A 26,433-nucleotide genomic window follows, 5' to 3' on the forward strand; every position below is an offset into this window, starting at 1 on the left:
CCGCGCACGGGGGAAGCCGACGTGCGCCGTTCGGCGCAGGGACCGACACTGGCCGTGATGCTCGCGTCGAGCCGTACAGGAGGCAGCCATGGGCTGGTTGTGGGCGATCATCGTGGGATTCGTGCTGGGCCTCATCGCGAAGGCGGTCATCCCGGGCAAGCAGCACAGCCCCCTGTGGCTGACTACGATCTGCGGCATCCTGGGCGCCCTCGTGGGCAACGCGATCGCCCGTGCCGTCGGCGTCGGGGCGACCCGGGGCATCGACTGGAGCCGGCACATCTTCCAGCTCGTCGCCGCGATCGTCATCGTCGCCGTCGTCGACATGCTCTACACGGCGACCCTGGGAAAGCGGAGACGGCAGCGGGTCTGAGAGCGGGCACGGACGGGGCGCGCGGGACGGCCTCCGCACCGGAAGCCGCCCCGGGCGGAACCGGGCGGCCCCGGCCCCGCGCCTCAGGCGGTTGCGACCTCGACCGCCGCCAGGTTCCTCTTGCCCCGGCGCAGCACCAGCCAACGGCCGTGCAGCAGGTCCTCCCTGGCCGGGACGGCGTCCTCGGAGGTGACCTTCGCGTTGTTCACGTAGGCCCCGCCCTCCTTGACCGTGCGCCGCGCGGCGGACTTGCTGGTCACCAGGCCGACCTCGGCGAACAGGTCGACCACCGGGCTCAGCTCCGCGACGCGGACGTGCGGCACCTCCGACAGGGCCGCCGCCAGCGTCCGGTCGTCCAGCTCCGCCAGCTCGCCCTGACCGAACAGGGCCCTGGACGCGGCGATCACGGCGGCCGTCTGGCCGGCGCCGTGCACCAGCGTCGTCAGTTCCTCGGCGAGCGCCCGCTGCGCGGCCCGGGCCTGCGGACGCTCCCGGGTCTGCCGCTCCAGCTCCTCCAGTTCCTCGCGGGACCTGAAGGACAGGATGCGCAGGTACGGGGAGACGTCCCGGTCGTCCACGTTCAGCCAGAACTGGTAGAACGCGTACGGCGTCGTCATCTCCGGGTCGAGCCAGACGGCGCCGCCCTCGGTCTTGCCGAACTTGGTGCCGTCCGCCTTGGTCATCAGCGGGGTGGCCAGGGCGTGCACCTCGGCGTCCGGCTCCAGCCGGTGGATCAGGTCGAGCCCCGCCGTGAGGTTGCCCCACTGGTCGCTGCCGCCCTGCTGGAGCGTGCAGCCGTAGCGCCGGTACAGCTCCAGGAAGTCCATGCCCTGCAGGAGCTGGTAGCTGAACTCGGTGTAGCTGATGCCCTGGTCGGACTCCAGGCGGCGGGCCACGGAGTCCTTCGTCAGCATCTTGTTGACGCGGAAGTGCTTGCCGATGTCCCGCAGGAACTCGATCGCGGAGAGGCCCGCGGTCCAGTCCAGGTTGTTCACCATGACCGCCGCGTTCTCACCCTCGAAGGACAGGAACGGCTCGATCTGGGCGCGCAGCCTGCCGACCCAGCCGGCCACCGTCTCCGGGTCGTTCAGCGTCCGCTCGGCGGTCGGACGCGGATCGCCGATCAGGCCGGTCGCGCCGCCCACCAGCGCCAGCGGCCGGTGCCCGGCCTGCTGGAGCCGGCGCACGGTGAGCACCTGCACCAGGTGCCCCACGTGCAGGGACGGCGCCGTCGGGTCGAAACCGCAGTAGAACGTGACGGGACCGTCCGCGAGCGCCTTGCGCAATGCGTCCTCGTCGGTGGACAGGGCGAACAGCCCGCGCCACTTCAGCTCGTCGACGATGTCCGTCACGGTTCTCGTGTCTCCTCGATGATCCTCGGGCGGTCGGGTGACAGCCGACTACGAGGTTATACGCCCTGGCTGACGGAGCTCATGTTGAAATCCGGGATCCGCAGCGCGGGCATCGAGGCCCGGGTGAACCAGTCGCTCCACTCCCGCGGCAGCGTCTTCTCGGTCCGCCCCGCCTCCGTGGCCCGCCGCAGCAGGTCCACGGGCGACTCGTTGAACCGGAAGTTGTTCACCTGCCCGGTGACCTCACCGTTCTCCACGAGGTAGACCCCGTCCCTGGTCAGACCCGTGAGCAGCAGCGTGGCCGGGTCGACCTCGCGGATGTACCACAGGCAGGTCAGCAGCAGGCCCCGCCCGGTGGCGGCCACCATCTCCTCCGGCGAGCGGCCGTCGCCGCCGTCCAGGATCAGGTTGCCGAGCGCGGGGGCCACCGGCAGCCCGGTCAGGGCCGCGCTGTGCCGGGTGGTCGTCAGGTGCTTCAGCTCACCCCCGGCGATCCACTCGGTGGCGTGCGTGGGCAGCCCGTTGTCGAACACCGACTGGTCCCCGCCGGAGGAGTGGGCGATCACGAACGGCGGGCACTCCAGGCCCGGCTCGTCCGGGTCGCTGCGCAGGGTCAGCGGCAGCTCGGTCAGCCTCTCGCCGACCCGGGTGCCGCCGCCCGGCCTGGAGAACACCGTGCGCCCCTCGGCCGCGTCCCGGCCCGAGGCCGACCAGAGCTGGTAGATCAGCAGGTCCGCGACCGCGGTCGGCGGCAGCAGCGTCTCGTACCGGCCCGCGGGCAGCTCCACCCGCCGCTCCGCCCAGCCCAGGCGCACGGCCAGCTCGGCGTCCAGCGCACCCGGGTCGACGTCCTTGAAGTCCCGCGTGGACCGGCCGGCCCAGGCCGAGCGGACCCGGTCCGGGGACTTGGCGTTCAGCTCCAGGGTGCCGGTGGGCTGGTCGTGCCGCAGCCGCAGTCCGGTGGACGTGCCCAGGTACGTCGACACCATCTCGTGGTTGGCGAAGCCGTACAGCTCACGGCCGCCCGCACGCGCGCGGGCGAAGGCCTCGCCGAGGGCCGGGGCGAAGTCCGCGAACACGGCGGAGGAGGTCTCGGCGGGCGCGTCGGTGAAGTCCGGCGACCCGGGCACGCCGCCGACGAGCGGCTGCGCGTCCTCGGCCGGCCCGGCCCCCCGCGCGGCGGCCTCGGCGGCCCGCACCAGCGGCTCCAGCTCCTGCGCCGTCACCGCCGACCGCGACACGACACCCGAGGCCGTGCCCTCCCGGCCGTCCACGGTCGCGATCACCGTGAGCGAACGGCCCCGGGTCACGCCGTTGGTGGTCAGCGCGTTGCCCGCCCAGCGCAGGTTCGCGGTGGAGTACTCGTCGGCGATGACGACGCACCCGTCGGCCCGGGACAGCGCGAGGGCCTGCTCGACGACCTCGTGCGGCTTGTGCGCCCTGCTGCTGCGCGCGCTCATCGACCGGCCTCCTGCGTGGTGTTGAGGATGTTGATGCCCCGGAACAGGGCGGACGGGCAGCCGTGGGAGACGGCGGCGACCTGGCCCGGCTGGGCCTTGCCGCAGTTGAAGGCACCGCCCAGGACGTAGGTCTGCGGACCGCCCACGGCGGCCATCGAGCCCCAGAAGTCGGTGGTCGTGGCCTGGTAGGCGACGTCCTTGAGCTGCCCGGTGATCCGGCCGTTCTCGATCCGGAAGAAGCGCTGCCCGGTGAACTGGAAGTTGTACCGCTGCATGTCGATCGACCAGGACCGGTCGCCCACGACGTAGATGCCCCGGTCGACCCCCCCGATCAGGTCCTCGGTGGACAGCCCGGCCGGGTCCGGCCGCAGCGACACGTTGGCCATGCGCTGCACCGGCACGTGCCCGGGGGAGTCGGCGAACGCACACCCGTTGGACCGCTCGAACCCGGTCAGCCGGGCGATCCGGCGGTCCAGCTGGTAGCCCACCAGCGTGCCGTCCCTCACCAGGTCCCAGGACTGCGCCTCGACGCCCTCGTCGTCGTACCCGACGGTCGCCAGGCCGTGCTCGGCGGTGCGGTCACCGGTGACGTTCATCGCCTCGGAGCCGTACCTGAGCCTGCCCAGCTGGTCGAAGGTGGCGAAGGAGGTGCCGGCGTAGGCGGCCTCGTAGCCGAGCGCGCGGTCCAGCTCGGTGGCGTGGCCGATGGACTCGTGGATGGTCAGCCACAGGTTGGAGGGGTCGACCACCAGGTCGTACGGGCCGGGCTCCACGCTCGGCGCCCGCATCTTCTCGGCGAGCAGCTCCGGAATCCGCTCCAGCTCGCCGTCCCAGTCCCAGCCGGTGCCGGTCAGGTACTCCCAGCCGCGCCCCACGGGCGGGGCGAGGGTCCGCATGGAGTCGAACTCGCCGCTGGACTCGTCCACCGACACGGCCGTCAGCTGCGGGTGCAGCCGCACCCGCTGCTGGGTCGTCACGGTCCCGGCCGTGTCGGCGTAGAACTTGTTCTCGTGCACGGTGAGCAGCGAGGCGTCGACGTGGTCGACACCGTCCGCCGCCAGCAGCCGCGCGCTCCAGTCGGCCAGCAGCGCGGCCTTCTCCTCGTCGGGCACCGTGAACGGGTCGATCTCGTACGACGAGATCCACGTCCGGTCGGCGTGCACCGGCTCGTCGGCCAGCTCCACCCGCTCGTCCGACCCGGCGGCCCGGATCACCCGCGCGGAGAGCTGTGCCATCGCCACCGCCTGCGAGGCGACCTTGGCGGCCGCGTCCAGGGTCAGGTCCACCCCGGACGCGAAGCCCCACGTGCCGCCGTGCACGACCCGGACCGCGTACCCGAGGTCGGTGGTGTCCGACGTCCCCGCGGGCCGGGCGTCCCGCAACCGCCAGGACGCGCTGCGCACCCGCTCGAACCGGAAGTCCGCGTGCTCGGCCCCGAGCGCCCGCGCACGGGCGAGCGCGGCGTCCGCCAGGGCCTTGAGCGGCAGAGCCGTGAAGGCTTCGTCGATGGAATGAGGCACGGAGGTCTCCCTGCTGTCGTGGCCTGTCGCGTCCGATCATGTCGCGGGAGCCGACCGCCGGACCACACCTTCGGCCGCGGTGCCGTGCCTTTCTGTAGGGACCCGACAGTGACTTCCGCGCGCCACTGTCGGTGCCCGCTTGCCCACGGAAGGAGCGCTACCGATAGGTTTCCGGTGAAGCCGCCTGCCATCCAGGTGTCCGGGCGGGTTGTCGGACCGCTGCAGACCGCTATCGAAAGGGTGATCCGTTGAGCCGCTCGGTTCTCGTCACCGGAGGCAACCGGGGCATCGGCCTCGCCATCGCCCGCGCTTTCGCCGACGCCGGCGACAAGGTCGCGATCACGTACCGCTCGGGTGAGCCACCGGCCGGCTTCCTGGCCGTCAAGTGCGACATCACCGACGCCGAACAGGTGGAGCAGGCCTACAAGGAGGTCGAGGACCAGCACGGACCGGTCGAGATCCTGGTCGCCAACGCCGGGGTCACCAAGGACCAGCTCCTGATGCGCATGTCCGAGGACGACTTCACCTCGGTCATCGACACCAACCTCACCGGCACCTTCCGGGTCGTCAAGCGCGCCAACCGCGGCATGCTGCGCGCCAAGAAGGGCCGCGTCATCCTGATCTCCTCCGTCGTCGGCCTGCTCGGCTCGGCGGGACAGGCGAACTACGCCGCCTCCAAGGCCGCCCTGGTCGGCTTCGCGCGCTCCCTCGCCCGTGAGCTGGGCTCGCGCAACATCACCTTCAACGTCGTCGCGCCCGGCTTCGTCGACACCGACATGACCAAGGTGCTCAGCGAGGAGCAGCGCGCGAACATCGTGGCGCAGGTCCCGCTCGGCCGTTACGCGCAGCCGGACGAGATCGCCGCGGCGGTGCGGTTCCTCGCCTCGGACGACGCCTCGTACATCACTGGAGCCGTCATCCCCGTTGACGGCGGACTGGGAATGGGTCACTGATCACCATGAGCGGAATCCTCGAGGGCAAGCGCATCCTGATCACGGGTGTGCTGATGGAGTCCTCCATCGCCTTCCACGTCGCCAAGCTCGCCCAGGAGCAGGGCGCCGAGATCATCCTGACCGCGTTCCCGCGGCCCACGCTCACCGAGCGCATCGCCAAGAAGCTGCCCAAGCCGGCCAGGGTCATCGAGCTGGACGTCACCAACGACGAGCACCTCGGCCGCCTGGCCGACGTCGTCGGCCAGGAGCTGGGCGGCCTCGACGGCGTGGTCCACTCCATCGGCTTCGCCCCGCAGGACGCCCTCGGCGGCAACTTCCTCAGCACGCCGTTCGAGTCGGTCGCCACCGCGATGCACGTCTCGGCGTTCTCCCTGAAGTCGCTGACCATGGCCTGCCTGCCGCTCATGCAGGACGGCGGCTCGGTCGTCGGCCTCACCTTCGACGCCCAGTACGCCTGGCCGCAGTACGACTGGATGGGCCCGGCCAAGGCCGCCCTGGAGGCGACCAGCCGCTACATGGCGCGCGACCTGGGCAAGCAGAACATCCGCTGCAACCTGATCTCCGCGGGCCCGATCGGCTCCATGGCCGCCAAGTCCATCCCGGGCTTCGCCGAGCTGGCGTCCGTGTGGGACACCCGCGCCCCGCTGGAGTGGGACCTGAAGGACCCGGAGCCGGCCGGCCGCGGCGTCGTCGCCCTGCTGAGCGACTGGTTCCCGAAGACCACCGGCGAGATCGTCCACGTGGACGGCGGTCTGCACGCCATCGGCGCCTGACCGCGCCGGGTCACGACCCGCGACCGAGGCCCGCACCCTTCGGGGGGTGCGGGCCTCGGCGCGTGGGAACGTCACCCGTTCGGCTCACCGGCCGGGCGGACCCCGCCCCCAACGGCGCACATTGGATTACGCGTTCACCCCACGCGTCCCTCCGCAGCCCGGCCGAGGAGGTTCCCTTGTGCGCCTGTCCCGCAGCCTGGCCCCGGTGACCGTGGCCCTGATCCTCGTCCTGACCCTGCCCTCCGGTGCGGTGCCCCGCCCCCGCGTGTCCGACGGCGGGCCGCCCGCGCCGCGGCTGTTCGGCGCCGCCTGCCGGACCACCGTGCACGGCTCCGAGGTGGTGGCCCACTGCCACAACCCCTACGTCGACACCGACCGGGTGCGCCTGCACGTCGAGTGCGCCCGCTGGTGGGACATCGACACCGACAGTGCCCCGGCCGACGTCGGGGCCGCCATGACCGTCCGGCTGACCGGCCGGTGCTGGAAGGAGGTCGGCCCGGTGTGGATCAGCCACCAGAGGGTGCGCTGAACCGGCCCGGACGGCACAGGAACGGATAGCTCGCGGCCTCCGCGGCCGCCGCCTGCGCCTGCCCGTCGCGGATCGCGTCCACCAGCCGGGTGTGGTCCATGTGCGACTCCGGCGCCAGCTCCGCGCCGACGTCCGCGCGCAGCCAGTCCCGCAGCACCTCGCCCAGGTCGGCGTACATCGCCGTCATCACGTCGTTGTGGGAGGCGGCCACCACGGCCAGGTGGAAGGTGGCGTCGGCCGCCACGAAGGTCTCCGCCTCACCGCTCTCCCAGGCCTCCTCGCGCCGGGCCAGGAGCGTGTCCAACTGCTTGAGGTCCTTCTCGGTGCGCCGCTCGGCGGCGAGCTTCGCCGCCGCCGACTCCAGCGTGGAGCGCAGCTCGGCGATGTGCCGGGGGTCGGCGCCGGCGAACCGGCGGTGCATCACGCCGGCCAGCTCGCTCGTCGCCACGACGTACGTGCCCGAACCCTGGCGGATGTCCAGCAGACCGTTGTGCGCCAGCGCCCGCACGGCCTCGCGGACCGTGTTGCGCGCGACCCCGAGCTGCTCCACCAGTTCCGGCTCGGTCGGGATCCGCGCGCCGACCGGCCACTCGCCCGAGGCGATCTGGTTCCGCAGCTCCGCGATGACCTGTTCGGAGAGCGCCGAACGGCGCGGGTGGCTCAGAGGCATGGCCCACCTTCGCACGAGGGGCCCGGGCCGAAAGACCCCGGGACTGGACAGTCAATCATCCTATGATTCTATGATGGGCGGCATGGCTGGTGAGGAAACACGTACGACGGGCACCCGCGCTCCGGCGCCCCCCCACGACCGGGGTGCGCCCGCCGCGGCGCACGCACCCGGCGCGAACGGCCGTCCGGCGGCACCCGCGTGGGCGGCCCGGCTGGTCGTCGTCGGCATCGTGCTGGCGGCGCTGAACCTCCGCCCGGCCATCACGAGCGCCGGCGCGCTCCTGGAGGAGGTCCGCGACGGACTCGGCATGGGCGGCGGCGCGGCCGGGCTGCTCACCTCCGTGCCCCCGCTGTGCTTCGCCGTCTTCGGCGTCGCCGCGCCCCGCCTGGCCCGCCGCTTCGGGCCCGGCGCGGTGGTGTGCGCCGGGATGGCCGCCATCACCGCCGGCCTGCTGGTACGGCCGTACGCCGGGGGCACGGCGGGCTTCCTGGCCGCCAGCGCGCTCGCCCTGATGGGCATCGCCGTCAGCAACGTGCTCATGCCCGTCATCGTCAAGCGCTGGTTCCCGGACCGGGTCGGCTCCATGACCGGCCTGTACTCGATGGCCCTGGCGCTCGGCACCTCCCTGGCCGCCGCGGTGACCGTGCCCGTGACCGACGCCCTGGGCGGCGACTGGCGCTCCGGGCTCGTCGTCTGGGCGGGCCTCGCCGCCGTCGCCGTCCTGCCCTGGCTGCCGCTGGCACGGGAGCGGGGCACGGCCCCCGCCCCGGAGCGGCCGGCGCCCGCGTCGGGCGAGGACGGCCGGGCACCGCTGCGGATCACCCGGAGCCGCACCGCCTGGGCGCTGGCCGTCTTCTTCGGCCTCCAGGCCACCGCCGCCTACATCACCATGGGCTGGATGGCGCAGATCTTCCGTGACGCCGGGGTCGCCGCGGGCACGGCGGGCCTGCTCCTCGCCGTCACCATGGTCATGGGCGTGCCGCTGGCCTTCGTCATCCCCCGGCTCGCCACCCGGCTGCCCCACCAGGGGCCGATCGTGCTGGCCCTGGGCCTGTGCGGCCTCGCCGGATACGCCGGCCTGTACGTCGCCCCGGCCGGCGGCGCCTGGGCCTGGGCGCTGCTGCTGGGCGTCTCCAACTGCGCCTTCCCGCTGGCGCTGACGATGGTCGGCATGCGGGCCCGGACCGGCCCGGGCGTCGCCCAGCTGTCGGCGTTCGCGCAGAGCACCGGCTACCTGATTTCCATCCCCGGCCCGCTGCTGGTCGGCGTGCTCTACCAGGAGAGCGGCGGCTGGGGGCTGCCGATCGCCCTCATGGCCGCCCTCATGCTGCCCCAGATGGCGGTGGGCTTCCTGGCGGGCCGCGACCGCACGGTGGAGGACGAGGCGACGGGGCGCTGACCGGGCGGCCCCGGCGCCGGGGCCGCGGCCGAGAGGTGCGACACTGACCGCATGCCAGTGCTCGACCCGAACCCGCGCAACGGCCAGAAGAAGATGCTGCTCGTCTTCGGCTCGTTCCTCGCCATCTTCCTGATCATCGCCGTCATCGCGACCATCGCCTCGCCCTGACCCGGCCGGACCGGCTGGTCCCGGACCGGCGGTGGGCGACCGGTGGGGGCGACCCGGCCGTGTGCGGCCCCGCCGGTGGTGGGGCGGACCCCCCATCCCCTAGGGGGCCGGGGTCAGGGTCGAGTGGGTGGGTCTCCGGATGGGACGGCGGCCCGCGACTCCGTAACTTCGAATTCGAAGGTGACCGCGGCAGACGGTCACCGAGCACTCGAGGACCACGGAGGCGACCATGCCGGCCCGCACCCGCACCCCGGCCCACCCGGCGACCACGGGCGGCGTCGACGCCCGGCTGCGCTGGTGGGCGCTCGCCCTGCCGGCGCTGGCCTTCGTCGCGCTGCTGGCACTGGTGGTGAACCCGTCGGACGCCCACGCGGCGGGCGGCGACCCGGCGGTGACCCACCTCATGGAGCGCCTGCAGCGGTTCCTCACCCGCTGACGGGAAGCCCGTGCGCGGCGAATCCCCACGTCAACTCCCTGCGCCGCACGGCTTGTTTCATGCGAAGCTGGGACGCATGAGCGTCGCAGAACCCCGCAGGATCGTCCTCTTCCGGCATGCGAAAGCCGACTGGCCCCAGGTGTCCGACCACGAGCGTCCGCTGGCCGAGCGGGGCCGCAAGGACGCCGCGGTCGCCGGACGCAGGCTCGCCGACACGGGGCTCGCCCTCGACCTGGCCCTGTGCTCCACGGCGGTGCGGACGCGTGAGACCTGGAAGCTCGCCGTCCACGAACTGGCGCACCGGCCCAGGACCGTCTACGAGGAGCGGGTCTACGAGGCCTCGCCCGGCGAGCTGATCGCCCTGCTCAACGAGATCCCGGACGACGTGCGCAGCGTGATCCTGATCGGCCACAACCCGGGCGTGCACGGCCTGGCCGACATCCTGGCCGGCGCCGCCGAGGGGGACGCCCGCACCCGGATGAACCGCCGGGGCTTCCCCACCGCCGCCTTCGCCCTGCTCTCCTTCGACGGCGCCTGGAAGGGGCTGGAGCCGGGCACGACCACCCTGGCGGACTACTGGGCGCCCTCCGAGTAACGGCGGTAACGGGGCACCCACCGGCTGGGCCGCACCACGGTGGCACCGCCCCCGCCTCGCCGCCGACAGCCGGTCCGCCGGCGCCGGGGCCCGCTCCCGCCGGCCGCGGTTCCGGCTGCGGCTCAACCCCCGTCGTGCGTGTCGGCCGCCTCGACCTCCTCACGGGTGATGCCCAGCAGGTACAGGACGGTGTCGAGGAAGGGGAAGTTCACGGCGGTGTGCGCCGCCTCGCGCACCACCGGTTTGGCGTTGAAGGCGACGCCCAGACCGGCCGCGTTCAGCATGTCCAGGTCGTTGGCACCGTCACCGATCGCCACGGTCTGCGCCAGCGGCACCCCGGCCTCCGCGGCGAACCGGCGCAGCAGCCGCGCCTTGCCCGCCCGGTCCACTATCTCCCCGACGACCCGGCCGGTCAGCTTGCCGCCGGCGATCTCCAGGGTGTTGGCCTGCGCGAAGTCCAGCCCGAGCCGGTTCTTGAGGTCGTCCGTGACCTGCGTGAAGCCGCCGGAGACGACCCCGACCTGGTAGCCGAGCCGTTTCAGCGTGCGGATCAGCGTACGTGCGCCCGGCGTCAGCCGGACCTCGCTGCGCACCTTCTCCACCACCGAGGCGTCCAGCCCCTCCAGCAGGGCGACGCGTGCGTGCAGCGACTGCTCGAAGTCCAGCTCCCCGCGCATCGCCGCCGCCGTCACCTCGGCGACCTGGTCCTCGCAGCCGGCGTGCGCGGCGAACAGCTCGATGACCTCGTCCTGGATGAGGGTGGAGTCCACGTCCATGACCACCAACCGCTGGGCCCGCCGGTGCAGCCCGGCCGAGACGACGGCGATGTCGACACCCAGTGCCGCCGACGCGGAGGCGAGCGCCGTGCGCAGCGGCTCGGTCTCCACCCCGGAGACGGCGAACTCCACCGCGGTCACCGGATACTTCGCCAGGCGGAAGATGCGGTCGATGTTGCCGCCGGCCTTGGCGATCCGGGCGGCGACGGCGGCCGTGGACTCGGCGGTGAGCGGATGGCCGAGGACGGTCACCAGGGAGCGCCCGAGACCGCGGGGGCGGTTGTCGCCGTGGCCCGAGATGATCTCCGCCTGCATCTTCATCGACTCGGCCCAGCTGTGCACGGTGGCCCGCAGACCACCCTCGACACCCGCCGACGGCTGTGTGACCAGCGCGCACAGGACCAGACGGCCCCGGGTGACGACCTGCTCGATGTCGACCACGTCGACCTGGTAGGCGGCGAGGGTGTCGAAGAGACCGGCCGTGATGCCCGGCCTGTCCTTGCCGAAGATCTTGACGAGGAGAGTGGGGACCTCGGGGGTCTGCGAAGCGCTCATGGTGGCACCACCGTATCCGGCACCCGGTGCCCTCCGCCCCTGTGGTCCGCCTGGCGGACACGGAACAACGGGTGTCCGGCGGGTGCCGCGGATCCGGCCCGCCGGTGACGGCCCGGTCCGCCCGGTCCGGCCCCGGCGGCCTTCCCTCCGCGACCCCTCACCGCCGCCGGTGAAACCGGGGGAGGGACCACGACCGCAGCGAGTCCGGAGCCGGGTTCGCCCCGGTGGCGCGATCTCGACGGCGCCGCGGACCCCGGCGCCCGCCGGTCCGCACGCCGCCCCCCGCCCGGCGTCGGGGCCGGTACTCCTCCAACGCCCGGCGCTCCTGCCTGTTCGCGGCACGGCACGGCGGCCGCGCCCGCCCCTCTGCGCAAGGACACCGGGCTCCGGCCCGCCTCCACCCCCTTTCGGCGGGACGAGCCGGAGCGTGCCCGCGCCCGTCCGGCAAGGCCCGGATTTCGGTCACGGGTCCGAGCCTGAAATAGTTCCCCACGATGTTCGACATCCCTAGACTCCCCGCGACGGGGGCAATTCGGGGGACAACTCAGTGGGGCATGGAGTGCCGGAACTCGTACTGCAAACAAACGGACGGACCTGGACGCTCGATCCGTCCAAGTCCTACATCCTGGGCCGCGATCCCCGGGGTGACATCGTCTTCGAGGACGCCAGGGTGTCCTGGCGCCACGCCACGGTCGCTTTCGACGGCCGCAGTTGGGTCGTCGAGGACCACGGCAGCACCAACGGCACGTACGTGCGGGGGCGGCGGGTCAGCCGGACGGAGATCGGCCCCGGCTCGGTGGTGCACCTCGGCAACGCCACCGACGGACCCGGCCTGAACCTCTCCGCCGTCGACGCCGCGGTCGCCCCGTCCCACCAGCAGGCGGCACCGCACGGGGCACAGGCCGCGAGCGCCGGATGGGCACAGCAGGCCCCGCAGCAGCAGATCCCGCACCAGGCCGCGGCGCACCAGCACGCTCCGCAGGCCGACTGGCAGCCGCCGCAGCAGGCCGCGCCGTTCCCGCCCCGGCAGGGCGGACCGGCCGGGGGGCACGCCCAGGCGGTGCCCGGCGAAGCCGCGGGGGCGCCGCCGGTCCACGGCGACCGCAGCCCGACCACGTTCCACCAGTTCGCCGTCGGCCGGGTGATGCGCATCGGCCGTGCCCTGGAGAACGAACTGGTCGTCTCCGACCTGCAGGTCTCCCGCCACCACGCCGAGTTCCACTCCACGCCCGAGGGCCGCTTCGAGATCCGTGACCTGGGCTCGCACAACGGCACGTACGTCAACGGCCAGCCGATCGCCAAGGGCGGTACGGCGCTGCTCGGCCCGAACGACATCGTCGGCGTCGGCCACTCCACCTTCCGCATCGTCGGCGACCGCCTCGAGGAGTTCGTCGACACCGGTGAGATCTCCTTCTCCGCCCGCCACCTGACCGTCACGGTCGACGGCGGCAAGCAGATCCTCAAGGACGTCTCCTTCGGCGTCCCGGAGAAGTCCCTGGTCGCGGTCATCGGCCCGTCCGGTTCCGGCAAGTCGACCCTGCTGAAGGCGCTCACCGGTTACCGGCCCGCCAACCAGGGCGAGGTGCTGTACGACAACCGCGATCTGTACAAGCAGTTCGCCGAGCTGCGCCAGCGCATCGGCCTGGTGCCGCAGGACGACATCCTGCACAAGGAACTGACCGTCAAGAAGGCCCTGAAGTACGCGGCCAAACTGCGCTTCCCGGCCGACACCACCGCGCAGGAGCGCGACGCCCGCATCGACGAGGTGCTGCGCGAGCTGAAGCTGGACATACACAGGGACAAGAAGGTCACCTCCCTGTCCGGCGGCCAGCGCAAGCGGGTCTCGGTGGCCCTGGAACTGCTCACCAAGCCGTCGCTGATCTTCCTGGACGAGCCGACCTCCGGCCTCAACCCGGGCATGGACCGCGACGTGATGCAGCTGCTGCGGGGGCTGGCCGACGACGGCCGCACGGTCCTGGTGGTGACCCACTCGGTGGCCGAGCTGGCGCTGTGCGACAAGCTCCTGGTGATGGCGCCGGGCGGCGCGGTCGCCTACTTCGGGCCGCCCGAGGAGGCGCTGAACTTCTTCGGCTACGACAGCTGGGCCGACGTCTTCTCCGCCTTCGAGAACTACCGCGACTACGACTGGGCGGGCCGCTGGAAGGGCTCGCAGCACTACCAGATGTACGCCGCCGACCTCGACGCCGTCGCCCCGCCGGCCGCGCCCGTGCCCCCGCCGCAGGCCGTCCGGCCGCCCAAGCCGCAGGGCTGGGGCTCGCAACTGCTGACCCTGGTCCGGCGGTACGTGTCGGTCATCGCCTCCGACAGGGGCTTCCTGGCCCTGACGGTGATCCTGCCGGCGGTGCTCGGCGCGGTCAGCCTGCTGATCAACCACGATCAGGGCCTGCTGGTGAACAAGGCGGTCAACCCCAGGACCGGGGCGCACGTCCCGAACGGCACGGCCACCACCGTCCTGATGATCCTCGCGGTCGGCGCCTGCTTCGCCGGGGCCGCGAACTCCGTCCGCGAGCTGATCAAGGAACGGGTCATCTACGAGCGGGAGCGCGCCACCGGTCTGTCCCGCTCGGCCTACCTGATGTCCAAGGTGGTCGTCCTCGGCACCGTCACCGTGCTGCAGGGCCTGCTGGTCGGGCTGATCGGCTTCGCCAGCCGGAAGATCCCCGGGCGGGGACTGGTCCTGGGCGGCTCCACCCTCGTCGAGCTGTGCCTGCCGATCATGGCGCTCGGCTTCACCGCGATGATGGTCGGCCTGGTGATCTCCTCCCTGGTGAAGACCGCGGAGAAGACCATGCCGCTGCTGGTGATGTTCGCGATCATCCAGGTCGTGTTCACCGGCTGCCTGTTCGCCCTGCACGGCACGCCCGGCGTCAACGAGTTCTCGTACCTGATGCCGTCGCGCTGGGCGGTGGCGGCCGCGGGCACCACGCTGGACTTCAACGACATCGCGCCCAACACCGACGACCCGGCCAGCACCGACCCGCTGTGGGACCACCAGGCCGCCGCCTGGGGCCTGGACATGGCCGCGCTGATCGCGCTCGGCGTGGCCTGCGGCTTCCTCGTGGCCCGCTTCCTGCGCCGGCACGAGCCGGAGGTCATGCGGAAGTGACCGCGCCGCCGCCGGCCGCGGCAGGGCGACGTGAAGGGCGGCACCCCCGAGGGGTGCCGCCCTTCCGCGTCGGTCCAGAGGCCCGCGCCGGCCTCAGTACGCGCTGTTGACGTTGTCGATCGAGCCGTACCTGTCGGCCGCGTAGTTGGCGGCCGCGGTGATGTTGGCGACCGGGTCGTAGATGTCCCACGAGGTCCCGGCGACGTGGTACGCGTTGAACGTGGGCGGGATGACCTGCAGCAGGCCCTTGGACGGGATGCCGTTGATCGCGTTGACGTCCCAGCCGTTGATGGCCCGGGGGTTGCCGGAGGACTCGCGCATGATGTTGCGGTGCAGCCCGTCGTAGCTGCCCGGGATGCCCCTGTCCCGCATGATGTCCAGGGCGTGCCGGATCCAGCCGTCCAGGTTGTCGGCGTAGGTCCTGGCGGCGATCGTCTGCATCGCGGGGCGCTGCACGGAGCGGCTCGCGACCCGCTCGGCGGCGCGCGCCTCGGCGGCGCGCTCCTGCGCGGCCTTCCGGGCGGCCCCGGCGGCGGCCTTCCTCCTGGCCGCTTCGGCCTCGGCCCGCTTCCTGGCGGCGTCGACGGCGGCCTCGTGCTTCGCGGCGAGGGCGTCCAGCTTGACGGTCTGGGGTGCGAGCTGGTCGGTGAGCGAGCCCCGGATGTCCTTCACCCCGCCGGTCGCGACGGTGACCTGGGCGGTCGTGGCCGGCGCACCCGTGGTGAGGGTGTCGCCGTGGCCGGGGGCGGCCGAGAGGGCGAGGGCGGCGGCGCCGAGCGCGCTCACACCGGCGATCGCGATCCGCTGCCGCTTGGTCGGGTTCGGACTGGGACGACGGATGAGGATGTTCTTGGGCATGGCTGATGGACCTCTTCGAATGGCGCGGAGGTCGCTCCTGCGTCCGCCGGGGGAATCGGCTCCTCCCGCACGAGCGCCGCGGGGCGGACCCGCGGCGCTGAGCGACGGAAGCCATTCTTAGCGGGCGCAAAATGCCCAGGCAAAGGTGTGACGTACGATCCCCGGTAGTGGATCAGGGAAGGGCAAAACGGGACAGAACATAGTGTCTTTCCCGTTCATTCGGGGGTGCCGTCTCTCCTATGTCCCGTCGTACGTGATGTGCACCCTATGCCGGGGCTCACACCACTGGATCGCGGGTCTCACCGCGAGTTGCCATCGCAATGCCCTGTGTGAGGATCCTGCGACGGCGGGAGCAGAGGGACGCCCCCGCATCGGTGCCGCAGGCACCGGCCCCACGGCCCGCACGGACGCCGTCCCGGTCACGCCCCGCGCCCCGCCGTGCCCCGCCGCCCGCACGGCGTCGCCCAGCACGCCGGCGTCCCCGGCCGGCCCGGCCGGCGGTTCAGCGGACGCCCCGCTCCCGCTCCTCCACGGCGGAGTTGTACGCCGCCACCTGCGCGCGCCGGGCCGTGCGCTCCACCGGCCGCAGCGCCTCCGCCCGGGCCGCCATCTCGGCGGAGCTGACCGCACCGCCGTGCCCGCTGCCGTGCGCCAGGGACACCAGCAGTCCCACCCGCCGCGCCAGCTCCAGCACCCGCACCGCGCGCGGCGGGTACCCCGGCGCCAGCACCTCCCGCCCGGTCGCCCCGGCGCGCGCCCGGTACGCGTCGATCGCCGCCTCCGCCACCGGCCCCGAGGCGGCGACGTCCAGCCTGGACAACGCCTCGGTCGCCTCCCTCAGGGCCTGGGCCAGCTCCCGCTCCGCCTCGCCCAGCGAGGGCACGTCGGCGGGCGGCGCCTCCCGCACCGGCAGCACGTGCCACACCACCTCGGTGTGCACGTCACCCGCGGGCCCCGCCTCGGACACCTGCGGCACCAGCCCGAGCGCGGCACCGAAGCAGACCACCGCCTCCCCGGCCTCCAGCGCCCGCGCGTTGAACTGCGGCGGCCCGCTCAGCCCCAGCGGATGCCCCGGCGCGGGCAGCGCCATCCGCAGACCGCTCACGCCCAGTGTCCGCAGCCGGCCCAGTGCCAGCGTGAGCCCCACCTGCGCCGGCTCACCCGGCAGTCCCTCCACCCGGTGCACCGCGTCCTCACCCACGACGGCGAGCACGGCGTCATCCGGCGAGACGAATCCCCCCAGAAGGGAATTCCCCCAAGCGACAAGGCGTCCTGAACGCGGTTCCGAGAGCATGCCCCCACCCTAAGGACCGGACCGATGGAATGGAGCCGGGCGCCCGTGGCGTAGATTTCATATGGGCTGCGCCCGTGGGCGCGGCGGACCCGAGCCACAGGCGTACGCGACAGCCGGGAACGGCCACACTGCAAGGGGAGACAACGCGCTCATGAGCGATGTTCTGGAGCTTCAGGACGTATCCGTGGTCCGCGAGGGCCGGGCTCTGGTGGACCAGGTCTCCTGGTCGGTCAAGGAGGGCGAGCGCTGGGTCATCCTCGGCCCCAACGGCGCCGGCAAGACCACCCTCCTGAACGTCGCGTCGAGCTACCTCTTCCCCAGCAAGGGCACCGCGACCATCCTGGGCGAGACCCTCGGCAGGCCCGGCACCGACGTCTTCGGGCTGCGCCCCCGCATCGGCGTGGCCGGCATCGCCCTGGCCGACAAGCTCCCCAAGCGCCAGACCGTCCTGCAGACCGTCCTCACCGCGGCCTACGGCATGACCGCCGCCTGGCAGGAGGAGTACGAGGACATCGACGAGCGGCGCGCCCGCGCCTTCCTCGACCGCCTCGGCATGAGCGACTACCTCGACCGCCGCTTCGGCACCCTCTCCGAGGGCGAGCGCAAGCGCACCCTGATCGCCCGCGCCCTGATGACCGACCCCGAGCTGCTCCTCCTGGACGAGCCCGCCGCCGGCCTCGACCTCGGAGGCCGGGAGGACCTGGTCCGCCGCCTCGGCCGGCTCGCCCGCGACCCCATCGCGCCCTCGATGATCATGGTCACCCACCACGTCGAGGAGATCGCCCCCGGCTTCACCCACGTCCTCATGATCCGTCAGGGCAAGGTCCTCGCCGCGGGCCCGATCGAGCTGGAGCTCACCTCCCGCAACCTCTCCCACTGCTTCGGCCTCCCGCTCGTCGTGGAGCAGGCCGGCGACCGCTGGACCGCGCAGGGCCTGCCCCTGTCCTGACTCGTTCCGTACGGTGCGCGCCCTGTCCGCGGCCCCGGCCGCGGTCCTACCATGACCCCGTGAACGACATCGACGCATGGGTGTGGTGGCTCATCGGCGCGGCGGCGCTCGGAATCCCGCTCGTGGCCACCGCCCTGCCGGAATTCGGGATGCTCGCGGTGGGAGCCGTCGCGGCCGCCGTCACCGCCGGTCTCGGCCTCGGCGCCGTCGTCCAGGTGCTGGCCTTCGTCCTGGTCTCGGTCGCCCTCATCGCCGTCGTCCGGCCCATCGCGGCCCGGCACGGCGCCCAGCGACCCCGGCTCGCCACCGGCGTCGACGCGCTGAAGGGCAGGCAGGCCGTCGTCCTGGAACGCGTCGACGGCTCCGGCGGACGCATCAAGCTCGCGGGAGAGGTCTGGTCGGCCCGCTCCCTCGACACCGGCCGCGCCTACGAAGTGGGCCAGGAGGTGGACGTCGTCGACATCGAAGGAGCCACCGCGCTCGTCCTTTGAGTCGTCCTGCCCGACCTCGCGACACCCAACTGCACGGAATCGTTCACGAGTTGCGCGACGGTCTGTCAGACTCGACCAGCAAGATCTTCGACAGCCACAGGATCTGCCGAAGGCGCCGAGGCGGAGAGGGGTACGGGGAACACGATGGAACCGGTCATCATCGTCCTGGTCATTCTGGTGGTGTTGGTCTTCATCGCCCTGATCAAGACCATCCAGGTCATCCCACAGGCCAGCGCGGCCATCGTCGAGCGCTTCGGCCGCTACACGCGGACCCTGAACGCGGGCCTGAACATCGTGGTCCCGTTCATCGACACCATCCGCAACCGCATCGACCTGCGCGAACAGGTCGTGCCGTTCCCGCCCCAGCCGGTGATCACCCAGGACAACCTGGTCGTGAACATCGACACGGTCATCTACTACCAGGTCACCGACGCCCGGGCCGCGACCTACGAGGTCGCCAGCTACATCCAGGCCATCGAGCAGCTCACCGTCACCACCCTGCGCAACATCATCGGCGGCATGGACCTGGAGCGCACCCTGACCTCCCGCGAGGAGATCAACGCGGCCCTGCGCGGCGTCCTCGACGAGGCCACCGGCAAGTGGGGCATCCGCGTCAACCGCGTGGAACTCAAGGCCATCGAGCCGCCGACCTCCATCCAGGACTCGATGGAGAAGCAGATGCGCGCCGACCGTGACAAGCGCGCCGCGATCCTCACCGCCGAAGGCACGCGCCAGGCGGCCATCCTGACCGCCGAGGGCGAGAAGCAGTCCCAGATCCTGCGCGCCGAGGGTGAGGCCAAGGCCGCCGCCCTGCGCGCCGAGGGTGAGGCCCAGGCGGTCCGCACGGTCTTCGAGGCGATCCACGCCGGCGACCCGGACCAGAAGCTCCTGTCCTACCAGTACCTGCAGATGCTCCCCAAGATCGCCGAAGGCGACGCCAACAAGCTCTGGATCGTCCCCAGCGAGATCGGCGACGCCCTCAAGGGCCTGTCCGGCGCGATGGGCAACTTCGGCCCGATGGGCGGAGGGTCCGGCAACAGCGGCCCGTCGGCGAACGGCGGGGGCACGGAGCGCCGCGAGAAGCCGCAGATCGACTGACGTCGGCCACACCGCCCCGGACACCACCCCGCGCCCCGAAGGCGCGGGGTGGTGCGCGACCGGCCGCACCCGGGCGAAAGGCCCCGGATGTATTGACCACAAGCGTTGTTGACAACGGACAGACGACTCGATTGCCTGTCACAGGCATACGATCCGACTCGCTGCTGTGGGCCCGACCCAGCGGCCGGTGTTTGCATCGCCGGTGTTTGCATCGATGGTGCCGGTGCTCAGGCGGTCGTGCTCTGCATGTGGGTGTCCGCTTGTGCGTTGTGCGCGGCTGCGATCGCGCAAGCGGCGCGTACGAAGGCGGCGACGGCCGGGGAACGGGCTTCCTGGGGCCAGGCAACGGCCAGTGTGCAGTTCGGCAGGTCACTGACCGGCCGGTAGGCAACCCCAGGGCGCGGGTTGCGTCGGGCGACTGAGGTGGGTGCGAAGAACACGATGCTGCCCGTCTCGACGAGACTGAAGATCTCCGACAGGTTGGAGGCCTGTCTTGTCGCCCCGGATGGGGACGGCGCGGTTTGGCCGTCCTCGGCCGGCGCGCCGTTGGGGAGGTTCCGGCCGGCCAGGTCGGCCAGGCACAACTGGGTACGGGCGGCCAGTGGGTCGGTGGCGGCCATCGCGACCAGGACCGGCTCGGTCAGCAGCGGTTCACTGTCCAGCCCTCGGTCATCCACGGGGCGGAGCATGAGTGCCACATCGGCGAGGCCGTCGCGCAGTGCCTGGGGTTGATCGCCGAACCCTCCGAGGACCAGTTCGGGGGGCAAAGCTGCGGGGTCGGTGCCGTACGCGTCCAGGATCTGCGGCAGCAGGCCGCCGTCGATGTCGGCCTTGAGGGCGATCCGCAGCCGGGGCGAGGCGCTGCCTGCGTGCCGGGCCCGGTGGGCGGCGGCGGTGACCGCCTCCAGGGCCGTCCTGGCGCCGCGCAGCAGGACCTCTCCGGCACTAGTGAGTTTCACCTGCCGGGTGGTCCGCTCGAACAGTGTCACGCCGAGCTGTCGTTCAAGGTCGCGGATCGTGCGGGACAGCGGGGGCTGCGCCATGCCCAGCCGATCGGCGGCCCGCCCGAAGTGCAGTTCCTCCGCGACCGCGACAAAGTAGCGGAGCTGCCGCACCTCCAGATCATTCATACCTCCAGGGTATCAACAGCAACCAAGGTGGTCCTTCACCCGCACCGTTGCGCGAGGTTCACTCGAAAGCGACCGCCCGGCACGCCCCCTGGGATTCGCCGCCGACCGCCACGCATGGAGGCACTCATGATCGTTATTACTACGCCGACCGGTGACATCGGCCGACAGGTCCTGGACCGGGTTCTGGACAGCGGTGAACCGGTGCGGGTGATCGCCCGCGATTCCTCCCGCCTCGCGGAGCACGTGCGCGCGCAGGCGGAGGTGGTGGAGGGCTCACACGCCGACGCGGACACGATCGCGAAGGCGCTGGAGGGCGCTGACCGCCTGTTCTGGCTCGTGCCCCCGGCCGGCTTCCGGGACGCCGGCCCCGCCGGGAGCTACTACCTGGACTTCACTCGGGCCGCCGCCCAGGAAGCCGCAAGCCGGGGCGTGCGGATGGTGCACGTCACCTCCCTGGGCCACGGATACAACGGCGCGTCCGGCCTGCTGTCGGCCGCGCTCGACATGGACGAGCTGATCGAGAGCACCGGCGTGCAGTGCCGGGCGCTGGCGCTGCCGTTCTTCATGGAGAACGTCCTCCACCATGCCCAGCCGATCGCACAGCAGGGCGTGTTCTCCATGGCGAACGCCGCGGACCGGCCGTTGCTGACCGTCGCCACCCAGGACGTGGCCGCCGCCGCGGCAGACCTTCTGCTGGACACCACCTGGAACGGTCAGGCCCGCGTTCCCCTGGTCAGCCCGGACAGCCTGACCCCCGACGCCATGGCCGAGATCATCACCGAAACCCTGGGCCGCACGGTGCGCTACCAGCAGGTGCCGCTCGCGGACTTCCAGGACCGGATGGTGCAGCGCGGCGCGAGCCCTTCGCTGGCCCAGGACATGGCCGACATGGTCAACGCGCAGAACAACGGCATTTACGACGCCGAACCGCGCGACCCGGCCTCCGCCACCGCAACCGACTTCCGCCAGTGGTGCCAGAACGTCCTGAAGCCGGCCGTCCAGTCCTGACCGGCACGCCGGTCAGTGCCCGGCGCAGCCGCCTCATCCGGCACCGGAGGAAGCGGCCCCGCACACCACCATCGGGCGATGCCGCCCCTCCAAATGATCAATAGGATCGCGTGCCGCGACCGGGACGTTCGCCAGAGCGTCCCGGTCGCGGTCTGCTCTCCAGATCCTCACACCCCCAGAGGCGCAGGTGCCCCACCCCAATGCACGGCTGACGGTCCGCGGCAGGCGTCTCCTCGTTGAGCGAGTCCGCGGCGGTAGGCCCGTCGCCCATGTCGCCGATGAGATGGGCATTTCTCGCGCCACCGCCCACAAATGGGTCCGGCGCTGGCGAACCGAAGGCGACGCGGGGTTGTACGACCGCTCCAGCCGCCCGCCGACGACACCGCACCGCACCCCCGCCGACATCGAGAGCCGCATCTGCGAGCTCCGGCGCGAACGCAGGCTCGGCCCCGCACGTATCGGTCCGATCCTGTCCATGCCCGCCTCGACAGTCCATCGCGTTCTCACCCGCCACCAGCTGAACCGGCTGCGCTGGATGGACCGGCCCACCGGCCAGGTCATTCGCCGTTACGAGCGCGAGCGTCCTGGCGGACTGGTACACGTCGACATCAAGAAGCTCGGCAACATCCCCGACGGCGGAGGCCGCCGGATTGTGCCTCGCCAGCAGGCCGCCACCAACCGGCAGGCCACGACCGACGCGCGCAAGGGCGGTAGTCCCGTGATCGGCTACAGCTTCGTCCACACCGCCGTCGACGATCACTCCCGGCTCGCATGCAGCGAGGTCCTGACCGACGAACGCAAGGAGACTGCGGCCTCCTTCTGGGAGCGCGCGAACGCCTTCTTCTCCGCGCACGGCATCACCGTCGAGCGCGTCCTAACCGACAACGGCTCCTGCTACGGATCCCGGCTGTTTGCCCAGACGCCCGGCGCCGCCGGAATCGTCCATAAGCGCACGCGACCCTGTCGCCCGCAGACGAGCGGCAAGGTCGAGCGCCTGAAGCGCACTCCGCTCGGCGAATGGGCGTACGTTCGCCCGTACTCCGGCAACGCCGAACGCACCGAGGCTCTGGCGGACTTCCTCCATACCTACAACTACCACCGGTGCCACACCGCACTGGATGGCCGACCACCCGTCAGACGCGTCAACAACTCTGCGGATCAATACACCTAGAAGGCTGATGAAGGTGTTGGGTTCTGGCCCTGCCGCGTCAGTGGCAGGGCCAGACTCGTCATCAGGAACTGCGGTGCGACCTGCGGTGGAAGGCGGCCTGCGGGCTGGGCCTGCACGACATGGCCTTCGACCCGTCGCTGCTGGCCTGCTTCCGCCGCCGGCCGGCCCGTTCCGCCCGCCCGAACCGTGTTTTCGACGCCGTGCGCGAGGTCGTGAAGGCCACCGGCGTTCTCAAGGGCAAGCACCGCGGGGCGCTGGACTCCACCGTGCTGGACGACGCGGTCGCCACCCAGGACACCGTCACCCAGCTCATCGCCGCCGTCCGCGCCGTCCGCCACCGACCCCGGCTGGCAGGCCGCCTACCGCCGCCGGCGGCCCCCGGTCGAACGCGCCGTCGCCCGGCTCGTCCACCACGGCAACCGGCGCCTGCGCTACCGCGGCACCCGTAGGAACGACACCTGGCTCCACACCCGAGCCGCCGCCCTCAACCTCCGCCGACCGATCAACCTCGGACTCACCCGCATCGACGGAACCTGGACGATCAACCCAGCCACCGCAGAGACCGAGGGGCCCCGGCCTGCGGCCGGCTGGCCCCTCACCAAGATCTTCACGAGCCTCCTAGGCGGCGTCCCGCGCCAGCCACTCCGGCAGCGCCGGGAACCCCTCGCGTCCCAGGGACAGCAGCACCGCGTCGGTGGGCGTCGGCTCGAAGGGCTGCCGGAGCAGCGTCATCCCCGCCTCCTCCGGGGTCCGGTCCGCCTTGCGGTGGTTGTCCTGCGCGCACGCGGCCACCGTGTTCAGCCACGTGTCCCGCCCGCCCCGCGCCCGCGGCACGACGTGGTCCACGGTCGTCGCCCGGCCCCCGCAGTACGCGCACCGGTGCCGGTCCCTGACCAGCACACCGCGCCTCGACCACGGCGCTCGTCTTTGGAACGGCACCCGTACGTACCGGCACAGCCTGATCACCCGGGGCGCGGGTATGTCCACGTCCGCGCCGCGCAGCCGCAGTTCGGGGTGGGCCTGCTCGACGACGGCCTTGTCCTGGAGCACCAGGACGACGGCCCGGTTCAGCGTCACCGTCGACAGCGGTTCGAAGCTCGCGTTCAGAACCAGCGTGTCCCGCATGGAGCCCACCTCCCGTGTGCACTCGCCCGCCCCCCGGCGGACCCGGATCAACTCTGGACGGGCGCGCCGGGATGGACAACGCAATAAAAACTGCCCGCCTCCGATCACTTCCAGGACCGGAGGCGGGCAGACGTTCGGTGAACGCTCGGCTCGATCAGCCTTCCCCGGGGTTCTCGTACTCCCCGACGAGCTGGGCCCGCGCGATGGTGCGGAACCGCAGGTTGAAGCCGACCACGGCCGGAGAGGCGTCCGAGTCCGGGCCCAGCTTCTCCTGGTCCACCGCGTAGACCGTGAAGACGTACCGGTGCGGGCCGTCCCCGGGCGGCGGGGCGGCGCCGCCGAAGTCCTTCGTCCCGTAGTCGTTCCGCGCGTGCACCGCGCCCTCGGGCAGGCCCTCGAACCCGCCGCTGCCCGCACCGGCCGGCAGCTCCGTCACCGAGGCCGGGATGTCGAACACCACCCAGTGCCAGAACCCGCTGCCGGTCGGCGCGTCGGGGTCGTAGCACGTCACGGCGAAACTCCTGGTCTCCGCGGGGAAGCCCTCCCACCGCAGGTGCGGCGAGGTGTTCCCCTCCGCCTGGACCTGGGCGCCCTTGAGCGTCGCCCCCTCCTCGACGTCCGCACTCGTCACCGTGAACGACGGCACGGGCGGATGGAAGTCGTGGGGGAGCGGCCGCCGCTTGAGCTCGGTCACCTCGGTACCTCCTGATCGATCAACGGAATCAGTGGGTCCCGAGCCTAGAACCAGTTCCGCCTGCTGCCGACCTCGGACAGCCACTGGTTCAGGTACGCCGCCCAGTCGGTCCCGTGGAAGTCGTGCAGACCGACCTGGAAGGACCGGTAGGTGTCCGAGCCCTCGCCGAACAGACCCGGCTTCTTGTCCATCTCCAGCACGACGTCCATCGCGTGCTCGTCGGCCACGAAGCTCAGCTCGACCTGGTGCAGACCCCGGTACTGCGACGGCGGGAAGAACTCGATCTCCTGGTAGAACGGCAGCCGCTGCCGGGTGCCCCGGATGTGGCCGCGCTCCATGTCCGCGTTCTTGAAGCGGAAGCCGAGCTGGACGAAGGCGTCCAGGATCGCCTGCTGCGCCGGCAGCGGATGCACGTTGATCGGGTCCAGGTCGGAGGAGTCCACCGCACGGGCGATCTGCAGCTCGGTGGTCACACCGATGTGCATCCCGCGCAGCGCCTGGCCGTCGATCATCGTCACCGGCGTCTCCCACGGGATCTCCAGGCCGAACGGCACGGCGTGCACCGCCCCGGCCTGCAGCTCGAAGGCACCACCGAGGCGCACCTTGGTGAACTCGATGCTCTGCTTGTACTCCTCGTCGCCGCTCTCCACCTCGACCCGGGCCTGCAGGCCGACGGACAGCCCCTCGATGTCCTGGTTCACCGACCCGCCCTGGATCCGCACCTCACCCTGGACGACACCGCCCGGCACGACGTTGTCCTCGGTCAGCACCGTCTCGACCGAGGCACCGCCGGCCCCGAGGCTCGCGAGCAGCTTCTTGAACGCCATGACACTCCCTTTGAGAATGGACCCTCGACCCCTACGAACGCGATCCGGCCGCGACCGGTTCCGTCCCCGTCCCCGTCCCGCCCCGCCTCAACTACCCTCGGACGGCATGATCGCGCCCACGGACCGTACGCCACTGCCCCGGGAGTTCTTCGACCGCCCCGTGCTGGAGGTCGCTCCCGACCTCCTCGGCCGCACCCTGGTCCGGACGACCCCCGACGGCCCGATCGCCGTCCGCCTCACCGAGGTCGAGGCCTACGACGGCCCGAACGACCCCGGCTCGCACGCCTACCGGGGCCGCACCGCCCGCAACGCGGTGATGTTCGGACCGCCCGGACACGTGTACGTCTACTTCACCTACGGCATGTGGCACTGCATGAACCTGGTGTGCGGCCCCGAGGGCCGGGCGAGCGCGGTCCTGCTCCGCGCCGGCGAGATCGTCGAGGGCGCCGAGCTGGCCCGCACCCGTCGGCTCTCGGCCCGGAACGACAAGGAACTGGCCAAAGGCCCGGCCCGTCTCGCCACCGCCCTGGCGATCGACCGTGCCCTCGACGGCACGGACGCGTGCGCACCCGGGGAAACCCCGCTGCGGATACTGACCGGCACCGCCGTCCCCGCCCGGCAGGTACGGAGCGGCCCGCGCACCGGGGTGGCCGGCGAGGGCGGAAGCGGCGACCTCCACCCGTGGCGCTTCTGGGTGGCCGACGACCCGACGGTCAGCCCGTACCGCGCCCATGCGCCGAGGCGGCGCCGGAGTTGACTCGCTCTTGGGAGACGCGTAATGTAGTCCGAGCCGCTGAACCGGGTACGGCGATCGCCTGCAGCCGGAGCGGCCAACCCACTACCTAGCTCCACCCCTCAGCGGGGTCGGTTCCGACGCGTCCGCGCGCCCGAAATCGAATCCGCGGGACTCGATTATGAGTTGTCGAGGGAATCCGCTAGCGTAGTGAATGTCGAAAGGCCGACGGGCGAAAGCCCGAAGGCTTTGAGACTTCCCGCCGACCGGGAATCAGACCCCGAAAAGGATCTGGTAGAGTCGGAGACGCAGGACCGAAGGGAAGCGCCCGGAGGAAAGCCCGTGAGGGTGAGTACGAAGGAAGCGTCCGTT

Annotated in this window: 26 protein-coding genes and 1 pseudogene; 16 read left to right on the forward strand and 11 right to left on the reverse strand. The window is 71.9% G+C overall.

All coding sequences use genetic code 11. The annotated features are described in order from the left end of the window. Window positions 1-88 precede the first annotated feature (88 nt). Complete coding sequence (locus QQY24_RS24065; protein WP_301974792.1) at window positions 89-370, forward strand: GlsB/YeaQ/YmgE family stress response membrane protein; 282 nt, start codon at window positions 89-91, stop codon at window positions 368-370. A gap of 83 nt (window positions 371-453) precedes the next feature. On the opposite strand, the gene tyrS is transcribed toward QQY24_RS24065, so the two are convergent. From tyrS to QQY24_RS24080, 3 genes are read right to left on the reverse strand one after another with little or no spacing between them, the layout of a single operon-like run. After that, window positions 454-1,722: a tyrosine--tRNA ligase gene (gene tyrS, locus QQY24_RS24070; protein WP_301974793.1), complete on the reverse strand. Its 1,269-nt coding sequence runs from the start codon at window positions 1,720-1,722 to the stop codon at window positions 454-456. Window positions 1,723-1,778: 56 nt separating this feature from the next. After that, window positions 1,779-3,182: a metallopeptidase TldD-related protein gene (locus QQY24_RS24075; protein WP_301974794.1), complete on the reverse strand. Its 1,404-nt coding sequence runs from the start codon at window positions 3,180-3,182 to the stop codon at window positions 1,779-1,781. Continuing rightward, entirely contained in the window at window positions 3,179-4,702 is a 1,524-nt protein-coding gene (locus QQY24_RS24080) for a TldD/PmbA family protein (protein WP_301974795.1), read from the reverse strand. Before QQY24_RS24080 ends, QQY24_RS24075 begins: the two co-directional genes overlap by 4 nt. A gap of 248 nt (window positions 4,703-4,950) precedes the next feature. Here QQY24_RS24080 and fabG point away from each other — a divergent pair, with 248 nt between their 5' ends. From fabG to QQY24_RS24095, 3 genes are all read left to right on the forward strand, one after another. Next, window positions 4,951-5,655, forward strand: coding sequence for a 3-oxoacyl-[acyl-carrier-protein] reductase (gene fabG, locus QQY24_RS24085; protein ID WP_301974796.1), 705 nt, complete (start codon window positions 4,951-4,953; stop codon window positions 5,653-5,655). A gap of 5 nt (window positions 5,656-5,660) precedes the next feature. Then, the gene (gene fabI, locus QQY24_RS24090) at window positions 5,661-6,428 is read left to right on the forward strand and encodes an enoyl-ACP reductase FabI (RefSeq protein ID WP_301974797.1); all 768 of its coding nucleotides are present in this window, start codon (window positions 5,661-5,663) and stop codon (window positions 6,426-6,428) included. A gap of 178 nt (window positions 6,429-6,606) precedes the next feature. After that, entirely contained in the window at window positions 6,607-6,957 is a 351-nt protein-coding gene (locus tag QQY24_RS24095; protein ID WP_301974798.1) for a hypothetical protein, read from the forward strand. Here the strand turns inward: QQY24_RS24095 and QQY24_RS24100 are convergent. Beyond that, the gene (locus tag QQY24_RS24100; RefSeq protein WP_301974800.1) at window positions 6,935-7,627 is read right to left on the reverse strand and encodes a FadR/GntR family transcriptional regulator; all 693 of its coding nucleotides are present in this window, start codon (window positions 7,625-7,627) and stop codon (window positions 6,935-6,937) included. The two genes, QQY24_RS24095 and QQY24_RS24100, sit on opposite strands and share 23 nt — an antisense overlap. A gap of 70 nt (window positions 7,628-7,697) precedes the next feature. On the opposite strand from QQY24_RS24100, the gene QQY24_RS24105 reads away from it, so the two are divergent. From QQY24_RS24105 to QQY24_RS24120, 4 genes are all read left to right on the forward strand, one after another. Further along, on the forward strand, window positions 7,698-9,026 hold the full coding sequence (locus QQY24_RS24105) for a CynX/NimT family MFS transporter (RefSeq protein ID WP_301974801.1): 1,329 nt from the start codon (window positions 7,698-7,700) through the stop codon (window positions 9,024-9,026). A 51-nt stretch (window positions 9,027-9,077) separates the two neighbouring features. Continuing rightward, window positions 9,078-9,194, forward strand: a complete 117-nt coding sequence (locus tag QQY24_RS24110) for an SGM_5486 family transporter-associated protein (RefSeq protein ID WP_301974802.1) — start codon at window positions 9,078-9,080, stop codon at window positions 9,192-9,194. A 229-nt stretch (window positions 9,195-9,423) separates the two neighbouring features. Next, on the forward strand, window positions 9,424-9,630 hold the full coding sequence (locus QQY24_RS24115) for a hypothetical protein (RefSeq protein ID WP_301974803.1): 207 nt from the start codon (window positions 9,424-9,426) through the stop codon (window positions 9,628-9,630). A 76-nt stretch (window positions 9,631-9,706) separates the two neighbouring features. Continuing rightward, window positions 9,707-10,225, forward strand: coding sequence for a histidine phosphatase family protein (locus QQY24_RS24120; RefSeq protein ID WP_301974804.1), 519 nt, complete (start codon window positions 9,707-9,709; stop codon window positions 10,223-10,225). A 122-nt stretch (window positions 10,226-10,347) separates the two neighbouring features. Here the strand turns inward: QQY24_RS24120 and serB are convergent, their stop codons facing one another. Continuing rightward, a complete protein-coding gene (gene serB / locus QQY24_RS24125) occupies window positions 10,348-11,556 on the reverse strand; it encodes a phosphoserine phosphatase SerB (RefSeq protein WP_301974806.1) in 1,209 nt (402 codons plus the stop codon). A gap of 559 nt (window positions 11,557-12,115) precedes the next feature. Here serB and QQY24_RS24130 point away from each other — a divergent pair. Beyond that, complete coding sequence (locus QQY24_RS24130) at window positions 12,116-14,683, forward strand: FHA domain-containing protein (protein ID WP_301974807.1); 2,568 nt, start codon at window positions 12,116-12,118, stop codon at window positions 14,681-14,683. Between the two features lie 93 nt (window positions 14,684-14,776). On the opposite strand, the gene QQY24_RS24135 is transcribed toward QQY24_RS24130, so the two are convergent. Both QQY24_RS24135 and QQY24_RS24140 read right to left on the reverse strand, forming a co-directional pair. Then, window positions 14,777-15,541 (reverse strand): transglycosylase SLT domain-containing protein, encoded by a 765-nt coding sequence (locus QQY24_RS24135; protein ID WP_301974808.1) that lies wholly within the window; start codon window positions 15,539-15,541, stop codon window positions 14,777-14,779. Window positions 15,542-16,043: 502 nt separating this feature from the next. After that, window positions 16,044-16,835, reverse strand: a complete 792-nt coding sequence (locus tag QQY24_RS24140; protein WP_301974809.1) for a hypothetical protein — start codon at window positions 16,833-16,835, stop codon at window positions 16,044-16,046. Between the two features lie 151 nt (window positions 16,836-16,986). Here QQY24_RS24140 and QQY24_RS24145 point away from each other — a divergent pair, with 151 nt between their 5' ends. The 3 genes from QQY24_RS24145 (at window position 16,987) to QQY24_RS24155 (ending at window position 19,373) form a co-directional block, all read left to right on the forward strand. Then, complete coding sequence (locus QQY24_RS24145) at window positions 16,987-17,784, forward strand: ABC transporter ATP-binding protein (protein WP_301974810.1); 798 nt, start codon at window positions 16,987-16,989, stop codon at window positions 17,782-17,784. A gap of 59 nt (window positions 17,785-17,843) precedes the next feature. After that, complete coding sequence (locus QQY24_RS24150; protein ID WP_301974811.1) at window positions 17,844-18,275, forward strand: NfeD family protein; 432 nt, start codon at window positions 17,844-17,846, stop codon at window positions 18,273-18,275. Window positions 18,276-18,419: 144 nt separating this feature from the next. Further along, the gene (locus tag QQY24_RS24155; protein ID WP_301974812.1) at window positions 18,420-19,373 is read left to right on the forward strand and encodes an SPFH domain-containing protein; all 954 of its coding nucleotides are present in this window, start codon (window positions 18,420-18,422) and stop codon (window positions 19,371-19,373) included. Between the two features lie 227 nt (window positions 19,374-19,600). Here the strand turns inward: QQY24_RS24155 and QQY24_RS24160 are convergent, their stop codons facing one another. Further along, window positions 19,601-20,503 (reverse strand): LysR family transcriptional regulator, encoded by a 903-nt coding sequence (locus QQY24_RS24160; protein ID WP_301974813.1) that lies wholly within the window; start codon window positions 20,501-20,503, stop codon window positions 19,601-19,603. Between the two features lie 126 nt (window positions 20,504-20,629). Here QQY24_RS24160 and QQY24_RS24165 point away from each other — a divergent pair, with 126 nt between their 5' ends. The 3 genes and pseudogenes from QQY24_RS24165 to QQY24_RS24175 form a co-directional block, all read left to right on the forward strand. Beyond that, entirely contained in the window at window positions 20,630-21,511 is an 882-nt protein-coding gene (locus QQY24_RS24165) for an NmrA family NAD(P)-binding protein (protein WP_301974814.1), read from the forward strand. Between the two features lie 187 nt (window positions 21,512-21,698). Then, a complete protein-coding gene (locus tag QQY24_RS24170) occupies window positions 21,699-22,682 on the forward strand; it encodes an IS481 family transposase (protein WP_301974816.1) in 984 nt (327 codons plus the stop codon). A 77-nt stretch (window positions 22,683-22,759) separates the two neighbouring features. Continuing rightward, window positions 22,760-23,017, forward strand: a pseudogene (locus QQY24_RS24175) (IS5/IS1182 family transposase); the annotation flags it as partial. A 283-nt stretch (window positions 23,018-23,300) separates the two neighbouring features. Here the strand turns inward: QQY24_RS24175 and QQY24_RS24180 are convergent. From QQY24_RS24180 to QQY24_RS24190, 3 genes are all read right to left on the reverse strand, one after another. Beyond that, on the reverse strand, window positions 23,301-23,807 hold the full coding sequence (locus QQY24_RS24180; RefSeq protein WP_301974817.1) for an HNH endonuclease: 507 nt from the start codon (window positions 23,805-23,807) through the stop codon (window positions 23,301-23,303). Between the two features lie 154 nt (window positions 23,808-23,961). Further along, entirely contained in the window at window positions 23,962-24,501 is a 540-nt protein-coding gene (locus QQY24_RS24185; RefSeq protein WP_301974818.1) for a YbhB/YbcL family Raf kinase inhibitor-like protein, read from the reverse strand. Between the two features lie 44 nt (window positions 24,502-24,545). Next, window positions 24,546-25,328, reverse strand: a complete 783-nt coding sequence (locus tag QQY24_RS24190; protein WP_301974819.1) for a sporulation protein — start codon at window positions 25,326-25,328, stop codon at window positions 24,546-24,548. A 106-nt stretch (window positions 25,329-25,434) separates the two neighbouring features. On the opposite strand from QQY24_RS24190, the gene QQY24_RS24195 reads away from it, so the two are divergent. Continuing rightward, window positions 25,435-26,085 carry a DNA-3-methyladenine glycosylase gene (locus QQY24_RS24195; RefSeq protein WP_301974820.1) on the forward strand — a complete coding sequence of 217 codons (651 nt, stop codon included), beginning with the start codon at window positions 25,435-25,437 and terminating at the stop codon, window positions 26,083-26,085. Window positions 26,086-26,433: the final 348 nt, after the last annotated feature.

Origin of the sequence: Streptomyces sp. TG1A-8, from assembly GCF_030499535.1 — a bacterium.
Taxonomy (GTDB): Bacteria; Actinomycetota; Actinomycetes; order Streptomycetales; family Streptomycetaceae; genus Streptomyces.